The organism is Agrococcus sp. ProA11, from assembly GCF_039880525.1.
GTDB lineage: Bacteria > Actinomycetota > Actinomycetes > Actinomycetales > Microbacteriaceae > Agrococcus > Agrococcus chionoecetis.
The window spans coordinates 1,850,543-1,874,840 of the sequence record NZ_CP156989.1 but is presented as its reverse complement, the minus strand read 5'-3'; the positions used below and the strand labels follow the sequence as shown (position 1 = coordinate 1,874,840).

Annotated in this window: 25 protein-coding genes, 1 pseudogene and 1 riboswitch; of the genes and pseudogenes, 24 read left to right on the top strand and 2 right to left on the bottom strand. The window is 70.6% G+C overall.

Annotated elements, in window-relative coordinates; genetic code table 11:
- Nucleotides 1-155: 155 nt before the first annotated feature.
- The 9 genes and pseudogenes from rho to ABG090_RS08970 all read left to right on the top strand — a co-directional run bounded on the left by rho (nt 156) and on the right by ABG090_RS08970 (nt 8,496).
- Nucleotides 156-2,564 (top strand): transcription termination factor Rho, encoded by a 2,409-nt coding sequence (gene rho, locus ABG090_RS09010; protein WP_347754148.1) that lies wholly within the window; start codon nt 156-158, stop codon nt 2,562-2,564.
- Between the two features lies 1 nt (nt 2,565).
- Entirely contained in the window at nt 2,566-3,648 is a 1,083-nt protein-coding gene (gene prfA / locus ABG090_RS09005) for a peptide chain release factor 1 (RefSeq protein ID WP_347754147.1), read from the top strand.
- A 67-nt stretch (nt 3,649-3,715) separates the two neighbouring features.
- The gene (locus ABG090_RS09000; RefSeq protein WP_347754146.1) at nt 3,716-4,927 is read left to right on the top strand and encodes an MFS transporter; all 1,212 of its coding nucleotides are present in this window, start codon (nt 3,716-3,718) and stop codon (nt 4,925-4,927) included.
- Between the two features lie 270 nt (nt 4,928-5,197).
- Nucleotides 5,198-5,251, top strand: a pseudogene (locus tag ABG090_RS08995) (hypothetical protein); the annotation flags it as partial.
- A gap of 214 nt (nt 5,252-5,465) precedes the next feature.
- Nucleotides 5,466-6,590, top strand: coding sequence for a ScyD/ScyE family protein (locus tag ABG090_RS08990; RefSeq protein WP_347754145.1), 1,125 nt, complete (start codon nt 5,466-5,468; stop codon nt 6,588-6,590).
- Between the two features lie 178 nt (nt 6,591-6,768).
- Nucleotides 6,769-7,230, top strand: a complete 462-nt coding sequence (locus tag ABG090_RS08985) for an ATP-binding protein (RefSeq protein WP_347754144.1) — start codon at nt 6,769-6,771, stop codon at nt 7,228-7,230.
- Between the two features lie 64 nt (nt 7,231-7,294).
- Nucleotides 7,295-7,642, top strand: a complete 348-nt coding sequence (locus ABG090_RS08980) for an SdpI family protein (protein WP_347754143.1) — start codon at nt 7,295-7,297, stop codon at nt 7,640-7,642.
- Nucleotides 7,643-7,725: 83 nt separating this feature from the next.
- A riboswitch (guanidine-III (ykkC-III) riboswitch) is annotated at nt 7,726-7,789 on the top strand.
- A gap of 10 nt (nt 7,790-7,799) precedes the next feature.
- Nucleotides 7,800-8,114: a multidrug efflux SMR transporter gene (locus ABG090_RS08975; protein WP_347754142.1), complete on the top strand. Its 315-nt coding sequence runs from the start codon at nt 7,800-7,802 to the stop codon at nt 8,112-8,114.
- A gap of 1 nt (nt 8,115) precedes the next feature.
- Nucleotides 8,116-8,496, top strand: coding sequence for an SMR family transporter (locus tag ABG090_RS08970; protein WP_347754141.1), 381 nt, complete (start codon nt 8,116-8,118; stop codon nt 8,494-8,496).
- A gap of 208 nt (nt 8,497-8,704) precedes the next feature.
- Here ABG090_RS08970 and epsC read toward each other — a convergent pair whose 3' ends face one another.
- Both epsC and cysK read right to left on the bottom strand, forming a co-directional pair.
- Entirely contained in the window at nt 8,705-9,259 is a 555-nt protein-coding gene (epsC, locus tag ABG090_RS08965) for a serine O-acetyltransferase EpsC (RefSeq protein WP_347754140.1), read from the bottom strand.
- Between the two features lie 10 nt (nt 9,260-9,269).
- Nucleotides 9,270-10,199: a cysteine synthase A gene (cysK, locus tag ABG090_RS08960; protein WP_347754139.1), complete on the bottom strand. Its 930-nt coding sequence runs from the start codon at nt 10,197-10,199 to the stop codon at nt 9,270-9,272.
- 125 nt (nt 10,200-10,324) lie between these two features.
- Here cysK and prmC point away from each other — a divergent pair, with 125 nt between their 5' ends.
- The 15 genes from prmC to ABG090_RS08885 all read left to right on the top strand — a co-directional run bounded on the left by prmC (nt 10,325) and on the right by ABG090_RS08885 (nt 24,127).
- Nucleotides 10,325-11,188 (top strand): peptide chain release factor N(5)-glutamine methyltransferase, encoded by an 864-nt coding sequence (gene prmC, locus ABG090_RS08955; RefSeq protein ID WP_347754138.1) that lies wholly within the window; start codon nt 10,325-10,327, stop codon nt 11,186-11,188.
- 24 nt (nt 11,189-11,212) lie between these two features.
- The gene (locus ABG090_RS08950) at nt 11,213-11,881 is read left to right on the top strand and encodes an L-threonylcarbamoyladenylate synthase (protein WP_347754137.1); all 669 of its coding nucleotides are present in this window, start codon (nt 11,213-11,215) and stop codon (nt 11,879-11,881) included.
- A gap of 4 nt (nt 11,882-11,885) precedes the next feature.
- Complete coding sequence (locus ABG090_RS08945; RefSeq protein WP_347754136.1) at nt 11,886-13,091, top strand: MraY family glycosyltransferase; 1,206 nt, start codon at nt 11,886-11,888, stop codon at nt 13,089-13,091.
- A complete protein-coding gene (locus ABG090_RS08940) occupies nt 13,088-13,549 on the top strand; it encodes a hypothetical protein (protein WP_347754135.1) in 462 nt (153 codons plus the stop codon). Before ABG090_RS08945 ends, ABG090_RS08940 begins: the two co-directional genes overlap by 4 nt.
- Before the next feature lie 165 nt (nt 13,550-13,714).
- Nucleotides 13,715-14,542: a F0F1 ATP synthase subunit A gene (gene atpB, locus ABG090_RS08935; protein WP_347754134.1), complete on the top strand. Its 828-nt coding sequence runs from the start codon at nt 13,715-13,717 to the stop codon at nt 14,540-14,542.
- Between the two features lie 40 nt (nt 14,543-14,582).
- Nucleotides 14,583-14,822 (top strand): ATP synthase F0 subunit C, encoded by a 240-nt coding sequence (gene atpE, locus ABG090_RS08930; protein ID WP_347754133.1) that lies wholly within the window; start codon nt 14,583-14,585, stop codon nt 14,820-14,822.
- A 10-nt stretch (nt 14,823-14,832) separates the two neighbouring features.
- Nucleotides 14,833-15,375, top strand: a complete 543-nt coding sequence (locus ABG090_RS08925; protein WP_347754132.1) for a F0F1 ATP synthase subunit B — start codon at nt 14,833-14,835, stop codon at nt 15,373-15,375.
- Entirely contained in the window at nt 15,375-16,160 is a 786-nt protein-coding gene (locus tag ABG090_RS08920; RefSeq protein ID WP_347754131.1) for a F0F1 ATP synthase subunit delta, read from the top strand. Before ABG090_RS08925 ends, ABG090_RS08920 begins: the two co-directional genes overlap by 1 nt.
- A gap of 26 nt (nt 16,161-16,186) precedes the next feature.
- Complete coding sequence (gene atpA, locus ABG090_RS08915) at nt 16,187-17,821, top strand: F0F1 ATP synthase subunit alpha (protein WP_347754130.1); 1,635 nt, start codon at nt 16,187-16,189, stop codon at nt 17,819-17,821.
- Between the two features lie 20 nt (nt 17,822-17,841).
- Nucleotides 17,842-18,726: a F0F1 ATP synthase subunit gamma gene (locus ABG090_RS08910; protein WP_347754129.1), complete on the top strand. Its 885-nt coding sequence runs from the start codon at nt 17,842-17,844 to the stop codon at nt 18,724-18,726.
- 18 nt (nt 18,727-18,744) lie between these two features.
- On the top strand, nt 18,745-20,208 hold the full coding sequence (gene atpD / locus ABG090_RS08905) for a F0F1 ATP synthase subunit beta (RefSeq protein WP_347754128.1): 1,464 nt from the start codon (nt 18,745-18,747) through the stop codon (nt 20,206-20,208).
- Nucleotides 20,208-20,468: a F0F1 ATP synthase subunit epsilon gene (locus ABG090_RS08900; RefSeq protein WP_347754127.1), complete on the top strand. Its 261-nt coding sequence runs from the start codon at nt 20,208-20,210 to the stop codon at nt 20,466-20,468. The genes atpD and ABG090_RS08900 overlap by 1 nt, the downstream gene beginning before the upstream one ends.
- Nucleotides 20,465-21,196, top strand: a complete 732-nt coding sequence (gene yaaA, locus ABG090_RS08895; RefSeq protein WP_347754126.1) for a peroxide stress protein YaaA — start codon at nt 20,465-20,467, stop codon at nt 21,194-21,196. The genes ABG090_RS08900 and yaaA overlap by 4 nt, the downstream gene beginning before the upstream one ends.
- Before the next feature lie 144 nt (nt 21,197-21,340).
- Nucleotides 21,341-22,939, top strand: a complete 1,599-nt coding sequence (locus tag ABG090_RS08890; protein ID WP_347754125.1) for a DUF222 domain-containing protein — start codon at nt 21,341-21,343, stop codon at nt 22,937-22,939.
- Nucleotides 22,872-24,127, top strand: a protein-coding gene (locus ABG090_RS08885) for an IS3 family transposase (protein ID WP_347754124.1) whose coding sequence is annotated in 2 segments (ribosomal slippage) — nt 22,872-23,142 and nt 23,142-24,127 — 1,257 coding nt in all. Because the reading frame shifts where the segments join, the coding sequence is not laid out codon by codon here. The genes ABG090_RS08890 and ABG090_RS08885 overlap by 68 nt, the downstream gene beginning before the upstream one ends.
- Nucleotides 24,128-24,298: the final 171 nt, after the last annotated feature.

The following is a 24,298-nucleotide window of genomic DNA, read 5'->3' as shown; positions in this document are numbered from 1 at the left end:
CGGCTCGGGGTGTTGATCGACTCCACTCTCTGCATTTCTGATGCGTTCGACCGCCGACCAGCTCTCGTAGCTGTCGTGGCCGTGGACGCAGCGGGAGACAAGGTCCCATGCCTGCGGCATCGCGCGCGGGCCCATATCGAAGGAGCACTCGCGCTATGACCAGCGAGACCACCGACACCGTTCCGGCAGCAGAGACTGCCGTCACCTCCGCCGACACAGCGCAGTCTGCCTCTCCGGCCGACGCGCAGCCTTCGGAGGCACCGACCGAGGCCGCGGCGCCGCCGAAGCGCCGCTCGCGCCGCGCGACGACGTCGTCCGTCGCCGAGCAGGCTGCTGCGCCCGCCGCCGAGGCAGTCGCGCCGACTGCCGATGTGGCATCCGCGCCGGCCGCCGACGAGGCCCCGGCCGAGAAGGCCCCCGCGAAGCGCCGCACGAGCACCCGCCGCACCGCCGCGGAGAAGCGTGCCGACGAGGCAGCCGCTGCCGAAGCCGGCGCCGAGCAGGCCGACGCTGCGCAGGCCGGCGCTGTGCAGGTCGACGCCGAGCAGCCCGCCGACGCCGGATCGCCCGACGCCGACACCTCGGCGAAGCGCCCGGCGCGTCGCAGCAGCCGCTCGCGCAAGACGGATGACGCGACCACGGATGCCGCCGACCAGGGGAGCACCGACCAGGCCAGCACCGACCAGGGCAGCGCCGACCAGGCGCCCACGGATGGGACTGACGCCGCACAGAGCGACGCCGCACAGTCGAACGACGAGCAGCCTCGCAACGGCAGGGGCGGCGCGAAGAAGTCCGGCGGGCGCAACGGCAAGGGCCGCAAGAGCGACACCGAGCGGGCCGACACCGAGCAGGCCGACACCGAGCGGGCCGACACCGAGCAGGCCGATGCCGACGCAGCGAGCGCCGAGCAGGCCGAGGGCGACCAGTCGGACGTCGATCAGGACGAGCGTGGAGGCCGCGGTCGCCGCCGCGGTGGCCAGAACGGCCAGAGCCAGAACGGCCAGAGCCGGAACGGCCAGAACCAGGACAACCAGGCTCAGGGCAACCAGGGCCAGCGGAATCAGGACCAGGACGCGCAGGACCGCGACGACCGCAACCGCGACGATCGCGGCCAGGACGACCAGGACGACCAGGACGACAACCAGCAGGGCGGCTCGCGCCGCCGCCGCAGCCGTGGCAAGGGCAACCAGAACGGCGACCAGGGCGGTCAGTCGCGCGGTCAGCAGCAGGACGACGACCAGGACGATGACGGCGGCTCGCGCCGCGGCCGTGGCCGTGGCCGCAACCAGGGCGGCAGCCAGGGTGGCAATCAGCCGCAGCAGCAGGCCGAGCAGGACGGCGCCTCGCGCCGCAGCCGCGGTCGCGACCGCACCCGCACGCGCGGCCACGACGCCGAGACCGAGATCCACGAGGACGACGTGCTGCTGCCCGTCGCCGGCATCCTGGACGTGCTCGACAACTACGCGTTCGTGCGCACGTCCGGCTACCTCCCCGGCTCGAACGACGTCTACGTCTCGCTCGCGCAGGTGAAGAAGCACGGCCTCCGCAAGGGCGACGCCGTCGTCGGTGCCATCAAGCAGCCGCGTGAGGGCGAGCAGCAGTCGAGCCGTCAGAAGTACAACGCGCTCGTGCGCGTCGACTCGGTCAACGGCCAGACGGCTGAGGAGTCGCTGAGCCGCGTCGAGTTCTCGAAGCTGACGCCGCTCTACCCGCAGGAGCGCCTGCGACTGGAGACGACCTCCAACAAGCTCTCGACTCGCGTGATCGACCTGGTGGCGCCGATCGGCAAGGGTCAGCGCGGCCTCATCGTCTCGCCGCCCAAGGCGGGCAAGACCCTCGTGATGCAGGCCATCGCGAACGCGATCGCCGAGAACAACCCCGAGGTCCACCTCATGATCGTGCTGGTCGACGAGCGGCCCGAGGAGGTCACCGACTTCCAGCGCACCGTCAAGGGCGAGGTCATCGCATCGACCTTCGACCGGCCCGCCGAGGATCACACGATCGTCGCCGAGCTCGCGATCGAGCGCGCCAAGCGCCTCGTTGAGCTCGGGCACGACGTGGTGGTGCTGCTCGACGGCATCACGCGTCTCGGACGCGCCTACAACCTGTCGGCTCCGCCGTCGGGTCGCATCCTCTCGGGTGGCGTCGACTCGAGCGCGCTCTACCCGCCGAAGAAGTTCTTCGGTGCCGCGCGCAACATCGAGCACGGCGGCTCGCTCACCATCCTCGCCACCGCGCTCGTCGAGACGGGGTCGAAGATGGACGAGGTGATCTTCGAGGAGTTCAAGGGCACCGGCAACATGGAGCTCCGCCTGTCGCGCCACATGGCCGACAAGCGCATCTTCCCCGCCGTCGACGTCAACGCCTCCGGCACGCGCCGCGAGGAGATGCTCATGGGCGTCGAGGAGACGAAGGTCATGTGGAAGCTCCGCAGGGCGCTCGCCGGCCTCGACACCCAGCAGGCGCTCGAACTGGTGCTGAAGCAGCTCAAGGAGACGCAGTCGAACGTCGAGTTCCTCATGAAGGTCTCGAAGTCGGTGCCCGGCCAGCACGACAAGGACTGACGTGTTCGAGTCGGTCTCGGGGCTTCTCGCCGAGCACGCCGACCTCGAGCAGCAGCTCGCTGATCCGGCGCTGCACGCCGATGCCGTGCGTGCGCGTCGGGTCAACCGGCGCTATGCGGAGCTCAGCCAGGTCAAGGCGGCGCACGAGCGCTGGCGCGGCGCGCTCGACGATCTCGATGCCGCGCGCGAGCTCGCCCGCGAGGACGACGCGTTCGCCGATGAGGTGCCTGCCCTCGAGCAGGTCGCCCACGAGGCCGAGGAGAAGCTGCGCCGTCTGCTGATCCCGCGCGACCCGGATGACGGGCGCGACGTGATCATGGAGGTCAAGGGCGGTGAGGGCGGCGAGGAATCGGCGCTGTTCGCCGCCGACCTCGTGCGCATGTACTCGCACTACGCGACCAGCCGCGGCTGGAAGGTCGAGATGCTCGAGTCGACCGCGAGCGACATGGGCGGCTACAAGGATGTGCAGATCGCCATCAAGTCGTCGTCCAACGACCCCGCCGAGGGCGTCTGGGCGTCGCTGAAGTACGAGGGCGGCGTGCACCGCGTGCAGCGCGTGCCAGCGACCGAGTCGCAGGGCCGCATCCACACCTCCACCACCGGCGTGCTGGTGTTCCCGGAGGTCGACGCACCGGACGAGATCCAGATCGACCAGAACGACCTGAAGATCGACGTCTACCGCTCGTCCGGCCCCGGCGGCCAGAGCGTGAACACCACCGACTCGGCCGTGCGCATCACGCACGTGCCGACCGGCATCACGGTGTCGATGCAGAACGAGAAGAGCCAGCTGCAGAACCGCGAGGCGGGCATGCGCGTGCTGCGTGCGCGCCTGCTCGCGCGTCAGCAGGAGGAGCTCGACGCTGCGGCATCCGATGCGCGGCGGTCGCAGATCCGCGGGATGGATCGCTCGGAGCGCATCCGCACCTACAACTTCCCCGAGAACCGCATCGCCGACCACCGCACCGGCTTCAAGGCCTACAACCTCGACACGGTGATGGATGGCGCGCTGCAGGCGGTCATCGACTCGTGCATCAGCGCCGACGAGGAGGCGCGCCTCGCCGCCCTCGCGGGCGACGAGGACTGACGCAGCCCGTGCTGCTGGGCCCGCCGACCGACGTCGTCGCGGGCCCGCGCGCCAAGGCGCCGCTCGCATGGGCGGCGCCTTCTGGCGCTTCTGGAGCGTCGAGGTCGCCTCCGAGACGGGTCTCGGGCTCGCGGTGATCGCGCTGCAGACCCTGGTCGTGCTCGATCTCGGGGGAGGGGCGACCGAGGTCGGGTGGCTGTCATCGGCGAGGTTCCTGCCCTACGTCGTGCTGGGCCTGCTGGTCGGCGCGATCGTCGAGGGGATGCGGCGGCGCACCGTCATGATCGTCAGCGACCTGCTGCGCACGCTGGTGCTCGGCGGGCTCGCCGCCGTCTGGCTGGCGGGCGGCGGCGCATTCTGGGTGCTGCTGCTCGCGGTGCTGCTGCTGGGCACGGCGAGCCTTGTGAACGATGCGGCATCGCAGGCGTTCGTGCCACGCCTGGTGGGTCGTGAGCGCCTGCTGGCCGCGCACCAGCGGCTCGATCTCGGCTCCAACGCGGCACAGTCCGCGGGTCCCGCCGCGTCCGGCGCCATCATCGCCTGGCTCGGCGCGCCTGTCTCGCTGCTGCTCGCCGCGGGCGCCCACCTGGTCTCGGCGATCGTGCTGTGGAACCTGCCGCCCGACGACCGTGCGCCGCGGCGCGCGCATGGGATGGGACGCGCGATCGGGCGCGGTCTGCGCTTCGTGCACCGGCATCCGCGGCTCGGACCGTTCGCGCGGTGGACGCACGTGTGGTTCCTCTGCAACGGCGCCGCGATGACGCTGCTCGTGCCGCTCGTGCTGCTCGAGCTGGATGCCGGCGCGGCGGGGCTCGGCCTCGTGCTCGGTGTGCTCGGTGGCGCGACGCTGCTGGGGACGTCGCTCGCGGGCGTCGTCGCTGGGCGACTCGGCATGGCTCGCACGATCATCCTGGAGCACGCGGTGATGCCGGTCTCGTGGGGCATGGTGGCGCTCGCGGCGCTGCTGCCGCTCGCCGACACCGCAGGGCTCGCGCTCGTGCTCGCCGGGTTGTCGGTGACCGGTCTCGCGATGGGGCTGTCGAACCCGAGCGAGATGGCGCTGCGGCAGCGTGCGACGCCCGACCGCATGCAGGCGCGCATGAACGCCACGATGCGCACGGTGAACCGGGCGATGATCGTGGTGGCGGCGCCGCTGGGCGGCCTGCTCGGCGACGCGATCGGCATCGGCCCCGCGCTCCTGATCGTGTGCGCCGGCTTCGCGGTGGCGGCCGTCGGCATGGCCTCGTCGCCGCTCGCGCGCGGTCGCACCGCCCGCTGAGCGCGCCGCCGCCGCCCGCCGTGCCACCGCGGCGCCGACTGGTGCAGGTGCGCCCGACCCGGGCTGGCGCGCCAGCCCCGTTCAGGCGCAGCGGCACCGCTCGCCGCGCCGACCGGCACATGGCGCGCCGACCGGCACACGGCGCGCCGCCGCCGCTTGCTACGCTCGCGCCATGATCGCCGCTGCCGCCAATCCGCTGCTGCCCGCGGGCTACGACCTGCTCTGGACAGCGGTGCTGGTCGTCACGCTTGCGCTGCTCGCGACCGCACTGTGGCAGGCGCTCCGCTCGCCGGCGCATTCCGGCACCGAGCAGCTGCTGTGGGCACTGCTCATCGTCGCAGCGCCCGTGCTCGGCGCACTCGCATGGTTCGCACTCGGCAGGCAGCGCCGCCACGCCGCGCCGCCCCGGCGCGCGGCCGATCGCTCCGTCGCCTGACGCTCACGCCTGCACGCCGGCATCGTGGGGCTTGCCGACCCGGCCGGACAGGTGGATCCTTGTCGCGGTGGTCACGGCCGACTCAACGATGAGGAGCGTCCGATGTCCAGAACACACTCGAGAGCGACAGCGACCGCGGTCACTGCAGTCCTCTGTCTCAGCCTGATCGCGTTCGCCGGCCCGTCGGCGAGCGCCGGTCCGCGATCCTCCGATCCCGTCGAGGTCGCGTCCGACCTCCACAACCCGCGCCAGCTCTCGATCGGCCCCGGCGGCGCGCTCTACGTCGCCGAGGCGGGTGTCGCGGATTCCTGTGCTCCGGCCGACGAGCTCGGGCCCGAGTTCGAGCTGTGCGGACTCACGGGATCGATCACCGAGGTGCGCCGCGGTCAGCAGCGGCGGGTCGTCACCGACCTGCCCACCATGACCTTCAACGGCGAGGTGATCGGAGCATCCGACGTCGACGTGCGCGGCAACCGCATCGCCGTGCTCACCGGCGGTCCGACTGCCGCCGCAGCCGCGCGCGACAGCGTGCCCGCCGAGTACGCGACCTTCGGAACGCTGCGCACGGGCTCGCTGCGCCACGCACCGATCTCCGGCGACGATCTGCGCCTCGTGGCCGACATCAGCGCCTACGAGGTCGCGAACAATCCGGACGGCAACGATCCGGCAGACACCAACGCCGTCGGGTTCGCCCCGCTGCACGCCCGCAGCTGGGCCGTCGTCGATGCCGGCGGCAACACGCTGCTGAGGGTCGGCAGGAACGGCGAGCAGACGGTCGCGGTGTTCCCCAATGGGGCGCCGGTGCCCAACCCGTTCGGACCCGGGCAGATCCCGCCGCAGGCGGTGCCGACGGATGTCGCGGTCGGTCCCGACGGCGCGTACTACGTGTCGCAGCTGACCGGCTTCCCCTTCCCGGCCGGCGGCTCGACGATCTGGCGCGTGACGCGGGATGGGGATGTCTCGGCGTACGCCACCGGCCTGACGATGGTGACGAGCTTGGCGTGGAAGGGCCGCACCCTCTACGCCGTGCAGCTCGACGACGACAACTTCTTCGATGGGCACGTCGGCTCGTTGCGGAGGATCACGCCGGGCGGATCGGTGCACGAAGCGGTGGTCGCCGACCTGTCGGCGCCCTACGGGTTGGCCGTTCGCGGGAACTCCGCGTTCATCAGCATCGACTCGGTGTCCTCGGGCGACGGCTCGGTGATCAAGGTCGACCTGCGCTGAGCGGCTCGACGAGCGGCAGGGCTGCACTCGAGCGGTGCGGTTGCGCCCGAGCGGTGGCGGCACGCCAGCACCGCTCGGGCGCAGCAGCACCAGTGGAGGCGGATGCGGGTGCGACCGCGCGTGCGGATGCGGATGCGGGTGCGGATGCGGGGGCGGGCGCGGGCGTAGGCTCGCGGCCATGGCTAGGGTGACGCTGCTCTGCGGTCCCGCCGGCGCGGGCAAGACGACGCTCGCGCGCGAGCTCGAGGAGGCCGGCGCGCTGCTGCTCTCCTACGACCGCGAAGCATGGGCGCGAGGCGTGCGGGATGGCAGGCCCTCTGCCGAGCTCATGCATGAGATCGACGTCGAGCTGCACGAGCGGCTCGCGGATGCGATCCGCGCCGACCGCAGCGTGGTGCTCGACGCATCGCTGTCGACCAGGGCGGTGCGCGATCGGTGGCGGATGCGCTGCGGCGCCATGGATGTGCCCATCGACTTGGTCGTCGTCCGTGCACCGCTCGAGGTGCTGCGCGTTCGGATGCAGGGGCGCGAACCCGGGCCGGACTCCGTGGTGCTCGACGATGATGCGCTCACCGCCTACGTCGACCGCTTCGAGTGGCCGGGGGAGCACGAAGAGCACCGCATGGTGCAGACCGGCTGAGCGCGCCCGGCCGGCGTGGGCGACGCCCGCTCGAGCGGCCCGGGCAGCGTGCGAGGATGAGCGCATGGAAGCTGGCCTCGTCGTCGTCGCGCTCCTGCTGGTCGTCGCCGCGGCCGTCGATATCGTGGTCGTGCACCTGGCGGGCGTCGGGCGCATCGCGCGCACGAGCCCGATCGGGATCCGCGCGCGGGCGACGCTCGCGTCGGATGAGACGTGGCGCAGCGCGCATCGCGCTGCGACGCCGGTGACCTGGCTGACGGGTGCCATCGCCGTGATCGCCGCGCTCGCCGCGCTCGGGTTCGCGGCGGGTGGCGCGTCGACGGAGGCGACGGTGCTCGTGGTGTTCGGCGCCATCGTCCTCGCCGTCGGGATCGCCCTTGCCGTGTGGCGAGGCATCGCCTCGGTGCGCTGACCCCAGCGCTGGCACCGGCCCTGCACCCTGCGCCGACACCGGCGCGAGCCTGGTCGCCGACGCGGTCGTTTGCTAGCCTCGACCCTGGATCCGGCGCCGGATCCGCGGACGAGGGAGCCGTACCCGCATCGCGACAAGACGGCCGGAAGGACTCGTCATGGCGTGGGTGATCTTGGTCGCATCCGGTCTGCTCGAAGCAGTCTGGGCGGCCGCGATGCAGGCGTCGAAGGGCTTCACGAAGCGCAAGCCGACGGTGCTGTTCGCTGCCGCGATGATCGCCTCGATGGGCGGGCTCGCCTGGGCGATGCGCGAGATCCCGACCGGCACCGCCTACGCGGTGTGGGTGGGTGTCGGCGCCGTCGCGACCGTGCTGCTGCAGCTCGCTCGCGGCATGGAGCGGCTCACGCTCGCGCGGTCGCTGCTGCTGATGCTGCTGGTCGGCTGCCTCGTCGGCCTCAAGGTGGTGAGCTGAGATGACGCGCCGCACCGCATGGATCGTGCTGCTGGGCAGCGCCGTGCTCGAGGCCGTCTGGGCGACCGCGCTCGGGCAGTCGGAGGGCTTCACGAGGCTGGCGCCGTCGATCGTCTTCGTGATCGCGGGCATCGTCAGCTTCATCGGACTGGAGCGGGCCGTGCGAGTGATCCCGCTCGCCACCGGCTACGCCGTCTGGACGGGCGCCGGGGGAGCGCTCACGGTCGTCTGGGCGCTCGCGACCGGCGTGCAGCCCTTCAATCCGATCGTGCTGCTCTTCCTCGCCGGCATACTCGTAGCCGTTGCGGGCCTGGCGCTCACCGAGCGCACCGAGGAGCCCGAGCCCGCCGAGCCCGCACCGCCCGCCGCCCCGCCGGCCTGACGCGCCGCCCCGCCAGCGGTACCGAACTGCCGCCTGCACCCGCGCGGCGCGACACATCCGTACCGGTGCGGCGCGACCCGCGCGCGGCGGTACCGGGAGCGGTACCGAAGGGTCGCGCGGGACCGCGCTGCGCGACACGTTCGTACCGGTGCGGGCGCGGCGCTGGCCGCAGGCGGGCCGGCGGGCGGCCGGCGAGGCGAGCGGCTCGCTAGATCACGTACTCAATGCGCGGCAGCTCCGCGTCGGCGAGCTTGCCGACGGGCTTCGCGGGGATGCCGACCAGCGTCGTGCCCGAGGGCGCATCCCGCAGCACGACCGCGTTCGCGCCCACCTTGACGTCGTCGCCGAGCGCGATGGGCCCGAGGATCTTCGCCCCGGCGCCCACGAGCACTCGGTGCCCGAGGGTCGGATGCCGCTTCACCGACGCATTCGCCGTGCCGCCGAGCGTGACCCCGTGATACAGCATCACGTCGTCGCCGGTCTCGGCGGTCTCACCGATCACGACACCCATGCCGTGGTCGATGAAGAAGCGCCGCCCGAGGCGGGCGCCCGGGTGGATCTCGACGCCGGTGGCGAAGCGCATCCACTGGCTGCCGGCACGCGCCAGCGAGCGAGCACCCGCATGCCACAGCCGGTGGTGGATGCGGTGCGCCCAGACGGCGTGCAGGGTCGAGTAGGTGAGCGCGATCGTCAACGGGCCGCGTGCTGCGGGATCGTGCCGCTTCGCGTTCGCGATGTCCTCACGGATGTGGAGCCAACCCATGCGCTGCCCTTCAGGCGAGGTCGGCGTAGATCGGCATCGAGAGGTAGCGCTCGCCGGTGTCGCACACGATCGCCACGATCGTCTTGCCCGCCGACTCGGGTCGCTTCGCGATCTCCAGCGCAGCCCACACGATCGCGCCGGAGGAGATGCCCGCGAAGATGCCCTCCTTCGACGCCAGCTGACGACCCAGGCGCACCGCGTCGTCGAGCTCGACGTCGACGACCTCGTCGTAGACATCGGTGTCGAGCAGATCGGGCACGAAGTTGGCGCCGAGCCCCTGGATCTTGTGGGGGCCTGCCTGCCCCTTCGTGAGCAGCGGCGAGTCCGCGGGCTCCACGGCGACGATGCGGATGTCGGGGCGCAGCTCCTTCAGGCGCCCGCCGGCGCCGGTGATGGTGCCGCCCGTGCCGATGCCGGCGATGAAGATGTCGACCTCGCCGTCGGTGTCCGCCCAGACCTCCTCGGCCGTCGTCTCGCGGTGCACCCGCACGTTCGCCTCGTTCTCGAACTGACGCGCCAGGATCGCCCCCGGGGTCTCATCGACGATCTGTCGCGCGCGCTCCACGGCGCCCCGCATGCCGTCCGGGCCGGGGGTCAGCACGAGCTGCGCGCCGTAGGCCTTCAGGATCGCGCGGCGCTCGACCGACATCGTCTCCGGCATCGCGAGGATCACGGAGTAGCCGCGGGCCGCACCGACCATCGCGAGCGCGATGCCGGTGTTGCCGCTGGTGCCCTCGACGATCGTGCCGCCCGGCTGCAGGTCACCCGATGCCTCTGCTGCCTCGATGATCGCCTTGCCGATGCGGTCCTTCACGGACGCGCCGGGGTTGTGCGACTCGAGCTTGACGAGCACCGTGGCGTCGGATTCGTTGAGCCGCTGCAGGCGCACGAGGGGAGTGCCGCCGATCGTGCCGGTGACGTCGTCAGAGATGCGGGCCATATCGTTGCCTTTCATCGGGTGGAAGCAGTGCTTGTACTCTACGGGTGCCTTTCTGTCCCAGCGCTGAAAGCGCGCTCGGCATTCCCGAGGCGGCCGGACGGGCCCGCTGGCGGTAGCGTCATCTCGTGGCGCAACCGGCTGTGGCAGAGATCATCCGCGATGCGCGTGCGCGACTGGCGGCGGTCGGCGTCGACGGCCCGGATGCCGAGCTGCTCGCCGCATGGGCCGCTGGCCGCAGCCTCGGCGAGCTGCGCATCGACATGGCGCTGGGGCGTGCGCTCGACGCGGATGCGCTGACGCGCTTCGGTGCGGCCGTCGCCCGGCGGCTGGCTCGCGAGCCGCTGCAGCACATCACCGGTCGCGCACCCTTCCGGCACATCGAGCTCGCGGTCGGCCCCGGCGTCTTCACGCCGCGACCGGAGACCGAGCTGCTCGTCGACGTCGCGCTCGATCATCTGCGCCAGCTGCAAAGCGGCACCACGACGGTGCTGGATGTCGGCACCGGCACCGGCGCGGTGGCGATCTCCATCGCGCGGGAGAGCGAGGCGCGGGTGGTCGCCGTGGAGGCGAGTCCGGCAGCGTTCGTCTGGGCGCGGCGCAACATCCTCGAGCTGTCGCCGCAGACCGTGCTGCTGCACGGCGACGCGCGCGACACCGCGGCGCTCGCCGCGGTCGGCATCGTGCCGGGGTCGCTGGCGGCGCTCGTGTCGAACCCTCCCTACGTGCCGCACGCCGCCGTGCCCGCCGACCACGAGGTGCGCCACGACCCGGAGACCGCGCTCTACTCGGGAGCGGATGGGCTCGATCTCATCCGCGACCTCATCGCGCTCGGCGCCCAGCTGGTCGAGCCCGGCGGCCTGGTCGCCTTCGAGCACACCGAGGAGCAGGGAGCGATGGTGCGGCAGCTGCTCGCGTCGGGCGGCTTCCGCGACGCCCGCACCCACCGGGATCTCGCCGGCCGCGACCGCGTCACCGCCGCCATCCGCTAGCCCCGCCCCCGGTACCATTGGCGGGTGCCCGCCATCCACGACTGCGCCGACCCCGCATCCCTGCTCGCGGGAGTGCGTGCCGCCCGCACGGCGGTCGCCGCCGGACAGAGCATCGTGATGCCGACCGACACGGTGTACGGTATCGCCGCCGACGCGTTCTCGCACGCCGCCGTCGCCGGCCTGCTGGCCGCGAAGGGCCGCGACCGCGGCTCGCCGCCGCCGGTGCTCGTCGCAGACCGCGCCATGGCGAGCGCGCTCGCCGAGCAGGTGCCCGCCGAGCTCGAGCCGCTGCTCGAGGCGCACTGGCCGGGCCCGCTCACCGTCATCCTGCGCGCCCAGTCGTCGCTCACCTGGGATCTGGGCGATACCGGCGGCACGGTCGCGATCCGCGTGCCCGACCATCCGATCGCGATCGAGCTGCTGCGCGAGACCGGGCCGCTCGCGGTCTCCAGCGCCAACCTGCACGGGCAGCCGGCACCGACGGCGACCGCGGGTGCGGTCGAGATGCTCGGCGATGCCGTCGCCGTGGTGCTCGACGCCGGCGAGGTCGGCGGCAGCGCGAAGCCGGGGGAGCAGAACGGCTCCACGATCCTCGACTGCTCCACACCCGGCGTCTTCCGCATCGTGCGCCAGGGCGTGCTGCCCCGCGAGCAGATCGCCGCGGTGCTGGGCGAGCTGCTCGCCGACGGATGATGCCGTGACCTTCCTCCTGATCACGCTCGCGGCGGCGGTCATCACCTTCGTCGCCTGCCAGATCGTGCTCCGCTTCGCCCTGAAGCACGGCATCCACCCGCCGGTCCGTGAGCGCGACGTGCACTCTCGTCCGACGCCGCGACTGGGCGGCGTGGCGATGTGTGTGGGCGTGCTCGCCACCTTCGGCATCGCCGCGCTCGTCCCCGAGTTCTCGGGCATCTTCGCCGAACCCGCGCGCATCTGGGCACTGCTGGGCGGCGCCGTGGCGATCTGCGCCATCGGCGTGCTCGACGATCTGTACGACCTCGACTGGATGCTGAAGCTCGGCGCGCAGATCCTGGTCGCCGCCGGGGTCGCGTTCTGGGGCGTGCAGATCGTCAGCCTGCCGATCGCGGGCCTCACGCTGCCGTCGTCGACGATGGCGATCGTGCTGACGGTGCTCATCATCGTGCTGGTGATGAACGCCGTGAACTTCATCGACGGGCTGGACGGCCTGGTCGCGGGCACGACGATCATCGGCTCGACGGCGTTCTTCGGCTACATCTGGATGATCAGCCAGAACCTCGGGCAGCAGAACGCCTACTTCTCGCTCGCGAGCCTCATCACGGCCATCATCGTGGGCGTGTGCCTCGGCTTCCTGCCGACCAACTGGCATCCGGCCCGCATGTTCATGGGCGACGGGGGAGCGCTCATGCTGGGCCTGCTCACCGCCGCCAGCGCCATCGCGGTCACGGGGCAGATCGACCTCGGCACCATGGGTGGCCGCAGCCAGATCCTCCCCGCCTTCATCCCCGTGCTGCTGCCGCTGGCGATCCTGGTGCTGCCGATGACCGACTTCGTGCTCGCCGTGGTGCGCCGCGTCATCAACGGCAACAGCCCCTTCGCCGCCGACCGCAAGCACCTGCACCACCGGCTGCTCGACATGGGGCACTCGCACCTCGGCGCGGTGCTCATCTTCTACACCTGGACGACGGTGGTCTCCGCCGGCTGCCTGCTCTTCCTGATCTGGCCGTGGTGGGTCGCGGTCGGCGTGATGCTCGTCGGCTTCCTGCTCTCCGCGCTGCTCACGGCAGCCCCGGTCAGCAAGCGCGTCTGGCGCACGACGCGACGGGTGATGCGCGAACGGCGCTCGCCGCATGGGAAGATCGAACCGACCGAGATCGACGTCCGCGTCGACACGCAGGCCGAGCCGCAGGGAGACACCCGGTGAACACGACCCAGATCATGCAGCGCATCCTGCTGTGGGGCGGCGTCCTCGCCGCGGCGGTCGCGCTGGTCGGCGGTGTCGTCGGATGGTTCCTGGCCGCAGGCGCGGGCCTCGCGTCGGCGCTGGTCGGCACCGCGCTCGCGATCGTCTTCTGCATGCTCACCGCCGGCAGCATCATGCTGGCGCTGAAGGTGTCGAAGGGCGAGATGGTCTCGGGCGCGTTCTTCGGGATCGTGCTGGGCGGCTGGCTGCTGAAGTTCGTGCTGTTCATCGTGCTCGTCTTCGTGCTCGGCGGGCAGGAGTGGCTGCACCGTGGCGTCGCCTTCGGGTCGCTGCTCGCGGCCGTGCTGGGATCGCTCGCCATCGACGTGATCGTGATCGCCACGAGCCGCCAGCCGACGATCGACAGCGACGCCGACGACGAGACGCAGGGCCGCCCTGCATCCGGCGCCCGCGCGTGAACGTGGCGAGCGAAGTGGCCGACCGCGCGACACCGCTCTGGTAGTGTTCTGAGTGCTCCCCCCCGATGCGCCGCTCTTCTGAGAGCCTGGCTGCGCGAGGGGGTGTGACGACGTCGAACCGGCGCCAGGCGCCATGAGGTTGAGGAAGAAACGCTGAACGCCTTGATGACGCTGCTGGCCTCCGCTGGAACCGAGCCCGAGCCGTTCCACCCGCCGAGCATTGCCGACTTCTTCCCGCAGGTCTTCCTGTTCGCGGATCCGACGATCCCGTGGTTCGACGGCGAATCGCCCATCTTCGGCATCAACCGCATCATGCTGGTGCGCTTCATCGCCGCGGCTGCCGTCATCCTCATCTTCGTGCTCGGCACCCGCAAGATGCGGCTGATCCCGACGCGCGGCCAGAGCCTCATCGAGATGGGCCTCGGCTTCGTGCGCGACGGCATCGCCTACGACCTGCTGGGCGAGAAGGACGGCAAGCGGTTCCTGCCGATCATCACCACGATCTTCTTCATGGTCCTGGCGATGAACCTCACGGGCGTCGTCCCGTTCCTGAACATCGCGGGCACGTCCGTCATCGGTGTGCCGCTGGTGCTCGCGCTCGTGTCGTACATCGCGTTCATCTACGCGGGCGTCAAGAAGCATCCGGGCGCGTTCTTCAAGAACTCGCTCTTCCCCTCCGGTGTGCCGTGGCCGCTCTACATCATCGTCACGCCGATCGAGCTCGTCTCGACCTTCGTGCTGCGCCCCATCACGCTGACACTCCGACTGATGATGAACCTCTTCGTCGGCCACCTGCTGCTCGTGCTGTTCTTCGCCGCGACGCACTTCTTCCTCTTCAGCGCCGGCGGACTGTTCCCGGTGCTGGGCATTGGAACCCTCGCGTTCGGCTTCGTCTTCACGGCCTTCGAGCTGCTCGTCGCCGTGCTGCAGGCCTACGTCTTCGCCATTCTCACCGCTGTCTACATCCAGCTCGCGCTGGCTGAAGAGCACTGACCAACCCCCGGACTCCCGGAACACAACGGAAGGAAACACCGTGGACAACGCCACGACCATTCTCGCCGAGATCAACGGCAACATCGGCACGGTCGGCTACGGCCTCGCCGCGATCGGCCCGGCCATCGGCGTCGGCATCGTCGTCGGCAAGACGATCGAGGGTGTTGCGCGTCAGCCCGAGCTCCAGGGCCGCCTGACGGTCCTGATGTTCATCGGCATCGCGTTCACCGAGGCGCTGGCCTTCATCGGCATCGCCACGTACTTCTTCATGACGGCCTGAGCCACTGATGATGAGAACTGCACTCCGGATGGCGGAAGAGGAGGCGACACAGAATCCTCTGCTGCCCGCCTTCTACGACATCCTCTGGTCAGCGGTCGTCTTCATCGTCCTGCTCGCCATCTTCTGGAAGGTCGTCCTGCCTCGCATGCAGGCGCTGCTCGACGAGCGCGCCGCAGCGATCGAGGGCGGCATCAAGAAGGCCGAGGAGGCGCAGGCCGAAGCCGCTGCCGCGCTGGAGTCGTACAACACCCAGCTGGCGGAGGCTCGCGCCGAGGCGTCGCAGATCAAGGACAAGGCTCGCGCCGACGCCGCCAAGATCGAGGCCGACCTCAAGGCACGTGCCGTCGAGGACGCCGAGCGCATCACCGCGCAGGCGCAGCAGCGCATCGAGCAGGAGCGCCAGGCGGCGTTCTCCTCGCTGAAGTCCGAGGTCGGCACGCTCGCCCTCGACCTCAGCGAGAAGGTCGTCGGCGAGTCGATGGACGACGCGCGCTCGGCGAGCATCGTCGATCGCTTCCTGGCTGACCTCGAGCGCGAGGGAGCGAAGCACTAGTGGGCAGCGCGACCAGCCAGGCACGAGCCGGCATCGACGAGGCGCTCCGGGCGCAGCCCCAGGCCGGGCTCGAGGACGCACGGGAGCTCTTCCGAGCCTCGCGCGCCATCGAGCGCAGCCCGCAGGTGCTCTCCGCGCTCGCCGACTCGGTCTCGACGCCGGATGCGCGTGCGGCCCTGGCCGAGCGCGTGCTCGGGCAGCTGGGGTCTGCGACGGTCTCGATCGTCGCGCACCTGGCCCGCCAGCGCTGGTCGAGCGCCGACGACATCCTCACCGCGATCGACAGCGCGGGCATCCGCGTCGCCGTCCAGGCTGCGGGGAACGCGGATGTCGCGGGTGAGATCGCCTCCTTCCAGCGGATCGTCGCGTCCGACCCCGAGCTGGAGCTGGCCCTCGGCGGCCTGCGCGGCTCGGGCGACGACAAGGCACGGCTCGTGGAGCGCCTGCTCGCGGGCAAGTCGAGCGACGCCGCCGCGACGATCCTCGAGCACCTCGTGCGCACACCGCGCGGCCGTCGCATCGGCGCGCTGCTCCGCGGTGCGGCCACGGAGGTGGCCTCGGCCGCCGGCCGCTCGCTCGCGACCGTCACGACGGCTCGTGAGATCCCGGCCGGGCAGCTCGACCGACTCCGCGTCGGCCTCGAGCAGCAGTACGGCCGCTCGCTGCAGCTGCAGCAGATCGTCGACCCGGCAGTCCTTGGCGGACTCCGCGTCGCGATCGGCGACGACATCATCGACGGCACCGTCCGTTCCAAGTTCACCGACCTCCGCCTGAAGCTCGGCTAGGTCGAAAGCCCCAAAGAGGAAGACACATGTCAGAGCTCACCATCAGCCCAGACGAGATCAAGGGCGCCCTCGCCGACTTCGTCTCGTCCTACGAGGCATCCACCTCGACGACGGCCGAGGTCGGTCACGTCCTCGACGCCGCCGACGGCATCGCGCACGTCGAGGGCCTGCCCGGCGTCATGGCGAACGAGCTCGTCCGCTTCGCGGACGGCACCCTCGGTCTCGCGCAGAACCTGGACGAGACCGAGATCGGCGTCGTCGTGCTCGGTGAGTTCGACGGCATCGTGGCCGGCATGGAGGTGACCCGCACCGGTGAGGTCCTCTCCGTCCCGATCGGCGAGGGCTACCTCGGGCGCGTCGTCGACCCGCTCGGCATGCCGATCGACGGCCTGGGCGACATCGCGTCGAGCGGCCGTCGCGCCCTCGAGCTGCAGGCGCCCGGCGTCATGCAGCGCAAGTCGGTGCACGAGCCGCTGCAGACCGGCATCAAGGCGATCGACGCCATGATCCCCGTCGGCCGCGGGCAGCGCCAGCTGATCATCGGCGACCGCCAGACCGGCAAGACGGCACTGGCGATCGACACGATCATCAACCAGAAGGCCAACTGGGATTCGGGCGACGTCAACAAGCAGGTGCGCTGCATCTACGTCGCCGTCGGCCAGAAGGGTTCGACCATCGCCTCGGTGAAGGGCGCCCTCGAGGACGCCGGCGCGATGGAGTACACCACCATCGTCGCCTCGCCCGCCTCCGACCCGGCCGGCTTCAAGTACCTCGCCCCCTACACGGGCTCGGCCATCGGCCAGCACTGGATGTACGAGGGCAAGCACGTCCTGATCATCTTCGATGACCTGTCCAAGCAGGCAGAGGCCTACCGCGCCGTCTCGCTGCTGCTGCGCCGCCCGCCGGGCCGCGAGGCATACCCGGGTGACGTCTTCTACCTGCACTCGCGTCTGCTCGAGCGCTGCGCGAAGCTCTCCGACGAGCTCGGCGCCGGCTCGATGACGGGTCTGCCGATCATCGAGACGAAGGCCAACGACGTCTCGGCGTACATCCCGACCAACGTGATCTCGATCACCGACGGCCAGATCTTCCTGCAGTCCGACCTGTTCAACGCCAACCAGCGTCCCGCGGTCGATGTGGGCATCTCGGTCTCGCGAGTCGGTGGCGACGCGCAGGTCAAGTCGATCAAGTCGGTCTCCGGAACGCTCAAGCTCGAGCTCGCCCAGTACCGCTCGCTCGAGGCCTTCGCGATGTTCGCATCCGACCTCGACGCCACGTCGCGTCGTCAGCTCGCTCGCGGCGCTCGCCTCACCGAGCTGCTGAAGCAGCCGCAGTACTCGCCGTACCCGGTGGAGGAGCAGGTCGTCTCGATCTGGGCCGGCACCAACGGCAAGTTCGACGACGTCGAGGTCAGCCAGGTGCTGCAGTTCGAGTCCGAGCTGCTCGAGCACCTGCGCAACAACAGCACGCTGCTCGGCACCATCCGCGACGCCGCCAAGCTGGACGACGAGACCAAGGCTCAGCTCGAGTCCGAGGTCGACGAGTTCGCCAAGAACTGGCAGGGCAAGGATGCGCCGAGCATCACCGATCCCGGCACCGAGGCCAACAACCCGATGGTCGAGGACGTCAACCAGGAGCAGATCGTCAAGGGTCGTCGCTGACCTACGCTTAAGGAGGCGTCATGGGAGCCCAGCTCCGGGTCTATACGCAGAAGATCAAGTCTGCGCAGTCGACCAAGAAGATCACGAAGGCGATGGAGCTCATCGCTGCATCGCGCATCCAGAAGGCACTCGTGCGCGTGAAGGCGTCGAACCCGTACGCTCGCGCGCTCACGCGCGCCGTCAGCGCGGTCGCCACGTACTCGAACGAGGCGCACCCGCTAACCGTCGAGCGCGATGAGCTCAAGCGTGCCGCGATCGTCGTCCTGACGAGCGACCGCGGCCTTGCAGGAGCGTTCAACTCGCAGATCATCCGCGAGGTGGGCGAGCTGCGGGCGAAGCTTGAGTCTGAGGGCAAGGAGGTCGACCACTACCTGATCGGCAACAAGGCCGTCGGCTACTTCAAGTTCCGCCAGCGCCCCTACATCAGGGAGTGGACGGGCATCTCCGATGTCCCGACGCCCGAGGTCGCGCAGGAGATCGCGGAGGCGGTGCTCGAGGCATACGTCTCGGAGCAGGTCGACGAGATCCACGTCGTCTACAACCGCTTCGTCAGCATGATGACGCAGGACCCGACGTCGGTCCGCCTGCTGCCCCTCGAGGTCGTGGAGGCGGAGGACGCCAGCACTGCCGAGCACCTCCCGCTGTACGAGTTCGAGCCCGAGCCGGCCCAGGTGCTCGACGCACTGCTGCCGGTCTACGTCGAGAGCCGCATCTTCAACGCGCTGCTGCAGTCGGCTGCCGCCAAGCAGGCCGCCACGCAGAAGGCGATGAAGTCGGCCTCCGACAACGCCGACAAGCTCATCACCGACTACACCCGCCTGCGCAACAATGCGCGACAGGCCGAGATCACGACGCAGATCTCCGAGATCGTGGGCGGCGCGGACGCCCTCGCCTCGGCGAAGTAGCCACGAAAGGCAATCACCATGACCATCACTGACACCCCCGCTGCCTCGCAGACGCAGGCCGGCGTCGGTCGCGTCGCTCGCGTGACCGGGCCCGTCGTCGACATCGAGTTCCCGCACGACGCGATCCCCGGCATCTACAACGCGCTCAAGACCACGGTCGACTTCGGCGACGGCACGCCGACGCAGGAGATCACGCTCGAGGTCGCGCAGCACCTCGGCGACGACCTCGTCCGCGCCATCGCCCTGAAGCCCACGGACGGCCTCGTCCGCGGCCAGGAGGTGCGCGACACCGGCGAGTCGATCACGGTTCCCGTCGGCGACGTCACCAAGGGCAAGGTCTTCAACGTCATCGGCGAGGCGCTGAACCTCGAAGAGGGCGAGACCCTCGAGGTCACCGAACGCTGGGGCATCCACCGCGCGGCGCCGTCGTTCGACCAGCTCGAGTCGAAGACGCAGCTGTTCGAGACCGGCATCAAGGTCATCGACCTGCTGACGCCGTACGTGCTCGGCGGCAAGATCGGCCTGTTCGGCGGTGCCGGTGTCGGCAAGACCGTCCTCATCCAGGAGATGATCCAGCGCGTGGCGTCCGACCACGGCGGTGTCTCCGTGTTCGCCGGTGTCGGCGAGCGCACCCGTGAGGGCAACGACCTCATCCACGAGATGGAGGAGGCGGGCGTCTTCGACAAGACCGCCCTCGTCTTCGGTCAGATGGATGAGCCCCCGGGCACGCGTCTTCGCGTCGCGCTGAGCGCGCTGACGATGGCGGAGTACTTCCGCGACGTGCAGCAGCAGGATGTGCTGCTGTTCATCGACAACATCTTCCGCTTCACGCAGGCCGGCTCCGAGGTCTCGACGCTGCTGGGCCGCATGCCCAGCGCCGTCGGCTACCAGCCGAACCTCGCCGACGAGATGGGTGTGCTCCAGGAGCGCATCACGTCGACCCGCGGTCACTCGATCACGTCGCTGCAGGCCATCTACGTGCCCGCCGATGACTACACCGACCCGGCCCCGGCCACGACGTTCGCGCACCTCGACGCCACGACCGAGCTCTCGCGTGAGATCGCGTCGAAGGGTCTCTACCCGGCCGTCGACCCGCTGACGTCGACCAGCCGCATCCTCGACCCCCGCTACCTGGGCGACGACCACTACCGCGTGGCGACGACGGTCAAGCAGATCCTCCAGAAGAACAAGGAGCTGCAGGAGATCATCGCCATCCTCGGTGTCGACGAGCTGTCCGAGGAGGACAAGATCGTCGTGAACCGTGCGCGCCGCATCCAGCAGTTCCTCTCGCAGAACACCTACATGGCGAAGAAGTTCACCGGTGTCGAGGGCTCCACGGTGCCGCTCAAGGAGACGATCGAGTCGTTCGACGCGATCGCCAAGGGCGACTTCGACCACGTGGCCGAGCAGGCGTTCTTCAACGTCGGCGGCATCTCGGATGTCGAGGAGAAGTGGGCGCAGATCCAGAAGGACAACGGCTGATGCCGCTCACCGTCAGCATTGTCTCCGCCGAGGACGAGGTCTGGACCGGCGAGGCCTCGCAGGTCATCGCCAAGACCACCGAGGGCGAGATCGGCATCCTGGCGGGTCACGAGCCGGTGCTCGCCGTGCTCGCCGATGAGGGTCAGGTCCGCGTGACCGACGCCTCGGGCACCGTGCACCGCGTCGACGCTGCCGACGGCTTCCTCTCGGTCGACCACGACCGCGTCGAGATCGTCGCTCGGAACGCCAAGCTCGCGTGATCGTCCTGCTGCCGCCCAGCGAGACGAAAGCGGCAGGCGGGATCGGCGCTAGCCTCACGACGGCCAGCCAGGGTCTTCCCAATCTGGGATTCCCCGGGCTGGCCGTCGCCCGTTCCCGGGCACTGGCAGCGCTCGACCGCCTGGTCGCAGCGGGGCAGGACGTCTCGACGCCCGCGAAGGCGCGCGCCGCGGCTGACAACGCCGCCGTGCGCACCTCGCCGACGATGCCCGCCATCGAGCGCTACACGGGCGTGCTGTTCGATGCCCTCGATGCAGCCTCGCTCGCCCCGGAGGAGCGCGCCTGGGTCGATGCCCATGTCGTGATCCAGTCGGCCCTGTTCGGCTTCGTGCGCGCATCCGACCCGATCCCGGCCTACAAGGTCTCGGCGACCTCGAAGCTGCCGGGGGAGCGGATGCGCGAGCTGTGGTCGGACGCCGGTCACGTGATCGAGGGCTTCGCGCTCGATCTGCGGTCGAAGGCCTACGCGCAGCTCGCGCCGGTGCCGGCCGCTGTGCCGGTGGACGTCGTCGCGCCCGATGGTGCGGCGCTGAACCACTGGAACAAGGCGGGCAAGGGTGCGTTCGTGCGTGCCCTCGCGCAGGCGGGCGCCCAGGCGGACTCCGCAGATGCGCTGGTGTCCTGGGCCGAGTCGGCCGACGTGCCGCTGTCGCGCACCACCACCGGCGTGCGCCTCACCGTCCACGACCCCCGCCTCGCCCCCGCCTAACCCCCCTCCGCAGGTCGAGGAGCGCACCTCCCCCGTAGGTCGAGGAGCGCGCGCCGCAGGCGCGCGCGTCACGAGACCGGTACCCGTGACCGGCCCCCTGTGGACAACCCGTCCCATGTCAGTGGCCCATGGTCTCCTTCGCCCATGGACACCCGGGAGATCGATGGCGAGGACTACATCGCCGCGGTCCGCGCGGGCGCGATCGACCCCTTCGGTCACACCGCGGCCGAGCTGCAGGCGTCGCTGGATGCCTACGACCGGGAGTGGGGTGAGCGGCTCGCGGCGCTGTCCGACGACGAGCTCGACGCGGTGGTCGCGGGCCGCATGATGGTGCCGCAGCTGCCGGGCCCTGCCGAGTCGGACTACACCGCCCATCTGCGGGCCGAGGCCGCGTTCGTGGGCCGCATGCGGGCGCTGGAGGCGCAGACGGCCCGGCTGGAGGCGGAGCAGCGGGAGGTCCTCGCCGCGCGCCTGTCGGCGGTACTCGCCGCCGGCGGCAACATCGACACCGCGCGCCGCGAGAGCGCGTCGGTGCTCGCGGCCGAGCTGCACCTGTCCGACCGCACGATCGAGCAGCGCATGACCGGCGCCTGGCAGCTCGTGCACGAACTCCCCGCCGCGCACGAGGCCCACAAGGCCGGCCGCATCACCGCCGGGCACCTGCGCACCATCGAGCAGGCCACCCGCACGCTGCGCCTCGACGACGCCGTCTCCGCGACCGACAGAACCCGCATCGAGGCCGAGCTCGTGGAGCTGGCAGAGCGGACCACGCCCGGCCAGCTGCGCTCGCGTGCGCCCCGGATCGTAGACCGGGTCCTCACCGCGCCGCTGCAGCAGCGGTTCGACGCCGCCCGCGAGCAGAGGGCGGCGTGGGTGTCCGACGCCGGCGACGGCATGGTCGACATCGGCGCGCGCGTGCCCGCCGCGTTCGGCTACGGCGTCTTCGACCGGCTCACCCAGGCCGCGCGAGGGAAGGCGAAGGACGATCCGCGCACGTTCGACCAATATCGCGCCGACGCGTTCCTCGAACTGCTGCTGTGCGGGCAGGTGCCAGAAGACCTCACCGGCGTCTCCGCGTTCACCGCCACCATCGCCGTCACCATCCCCGCCACCGCCCTCCTCCGCGATGACCCGCTCAATGCCGGCGCCGGCGGGGCCGACGGCGAGGGCGAGTCGGATCCAGAGCTGCGGTTTCCGGCCATGCTCGACGGCCGCATCCTGGTCGACCCCGACACCATCCGTGACCTCGCCACCGACACGGTCACCTGGGAGCGGCTCTTCCTCCACCCGGTCACCGGCATCCCCATCACCGTCGACACCTACCAGCCCACCCGCGCCATGCGCCGCTGGCTGAAAGCCCGCGATGGCCGCTGCCGCTGGCCCGGCTGCAACCACCCCGTCACCCGCGCCGACACCGACCACACCCGCGCCTACGCCAACGGCGGCACCACCGCCCTCACCAACCTCGCTCACCTCTGCCGGCGCCACCACACCATGAAGCACGCCACCCGCTGGACCGTCCAACAACTCGCAGGCGGCGTCCTCGAATGGACCAGCCCCCTCGGCGACACCATCCGCGACGACCCCGAGCCCCAAGGCCCACGCTTCACCACCACCCTGAACCGTCCCCTGTTTGATGCCGGTTCCTTTCGAGTCTGGAAGGAAGATAGTCATCATGCCGAAGCAGATCCCGGAGGAGACGAAGCAGCGAGCGATCCGGCTCGTGCTCGACCATCTCGATGAGTACCCGAACCTGACGACCGCGTGCGAGACGGTCTCGAAACGGCTCGGCTTCGGGGCCGAGTCGCTGCGCCGATGGGTGCGGCAGGCTCAGATCGACGCCGGCGAACGGCAGGGCGCCTCGACGAGCGAGTCGGAGCGGGTGCGGCGGCTTGAGCGGGAGAACCGTGAGCTGCGTGAGGCGAACGCGATCCTGCGCGACGCGGCGGTTTTCTTCGCCGGGGAACTCGACCCCCGACGCCGCTGATCGTCGGCTTCATCGACGAGCAGCGAGCCAAGGGCCGCGCGGTCGAGTCGATCTGCCAGGTCCTGCGGGAGCAGGGTGTGGAGGTCGCCGCGCGAACCTACCGGGCGTGGAAGCGCGCCCAGCCCAGCAACCGCGCTGTGGATGACGCGGTGGTGATCGACGCGCTGCTGGCGACGGTCGGCACGCCGGAGGGCATGTACGGGCGGCGGAAGATGACCACGCATCTGCGACGTGCCGGCCACGACGTGTCCCAGCGGCGGGTGGACCGGCTGATGCGGGATCTCGGCCTCAACGGCCGGGTGCGCGGGCGTGGCGTGCGCACGACCGTCCCGGATCGGAACGCCGAGCGCGCACCGGATCTGCTCGAGCGGGACTTCACCGCGCCCGCGCCGAACCAGCGCTGGGTGGCGGACTTCACCTACGTGCGCACCTGGGCCGGGTTCGCGTACGTGTCGTTCGTGATCGACTGCTTCTCACGCGCGATCGTCGGCTGGCAGGCCGCGACCACGAAGACGACACCGTTGGTGACCACGGCGCTGCGGATGGGCCTGTGGCGGCGCGACCGAGCCGGCCGCCCGGCGCTCGACGGACTGGTCCATCACAGCGATGCCGGGTCTCAATTCACGTCCGTGAGCTTCGCCGAGACGCTCGCCCTGGAGGGCATCGCTGCGTCGATCGGCTCGATCGGCGACGCGTATGACAATGCTCTCGCCGAGTCGACGATCGGGCTGTTCAAGACCGAAGCGATTCGCGACGACTCGCCCTTCCGGACCGGTCCGCTCAAGCAGCTGGAGGACGTCGAATGGGTCACCGCTGAATGGGTCGACTGGTACAACGCCAGGCGCCTGCATTCCACCCTCGGCGACGTCCCTCCCGAGGAGTTCGAGGCCGCGTACTACGCTGACCTCGAAACGCCATCACACCCGGTGCTGGCACCCGCATAGGAGCGGCAGAGAACCGGGGACGGTTCACCCCGGCGGCCGAAGACCAGCCATGGGGCACCCACCCCCGCGGCGAACCGGAACAATCGAACGCACCACCAGCGACCATGCCCTTCTGAGTTGCACGGCCTGTCGATGCGGGCAGACCCGCCCGGCCCGAGATCCGGACTCGAC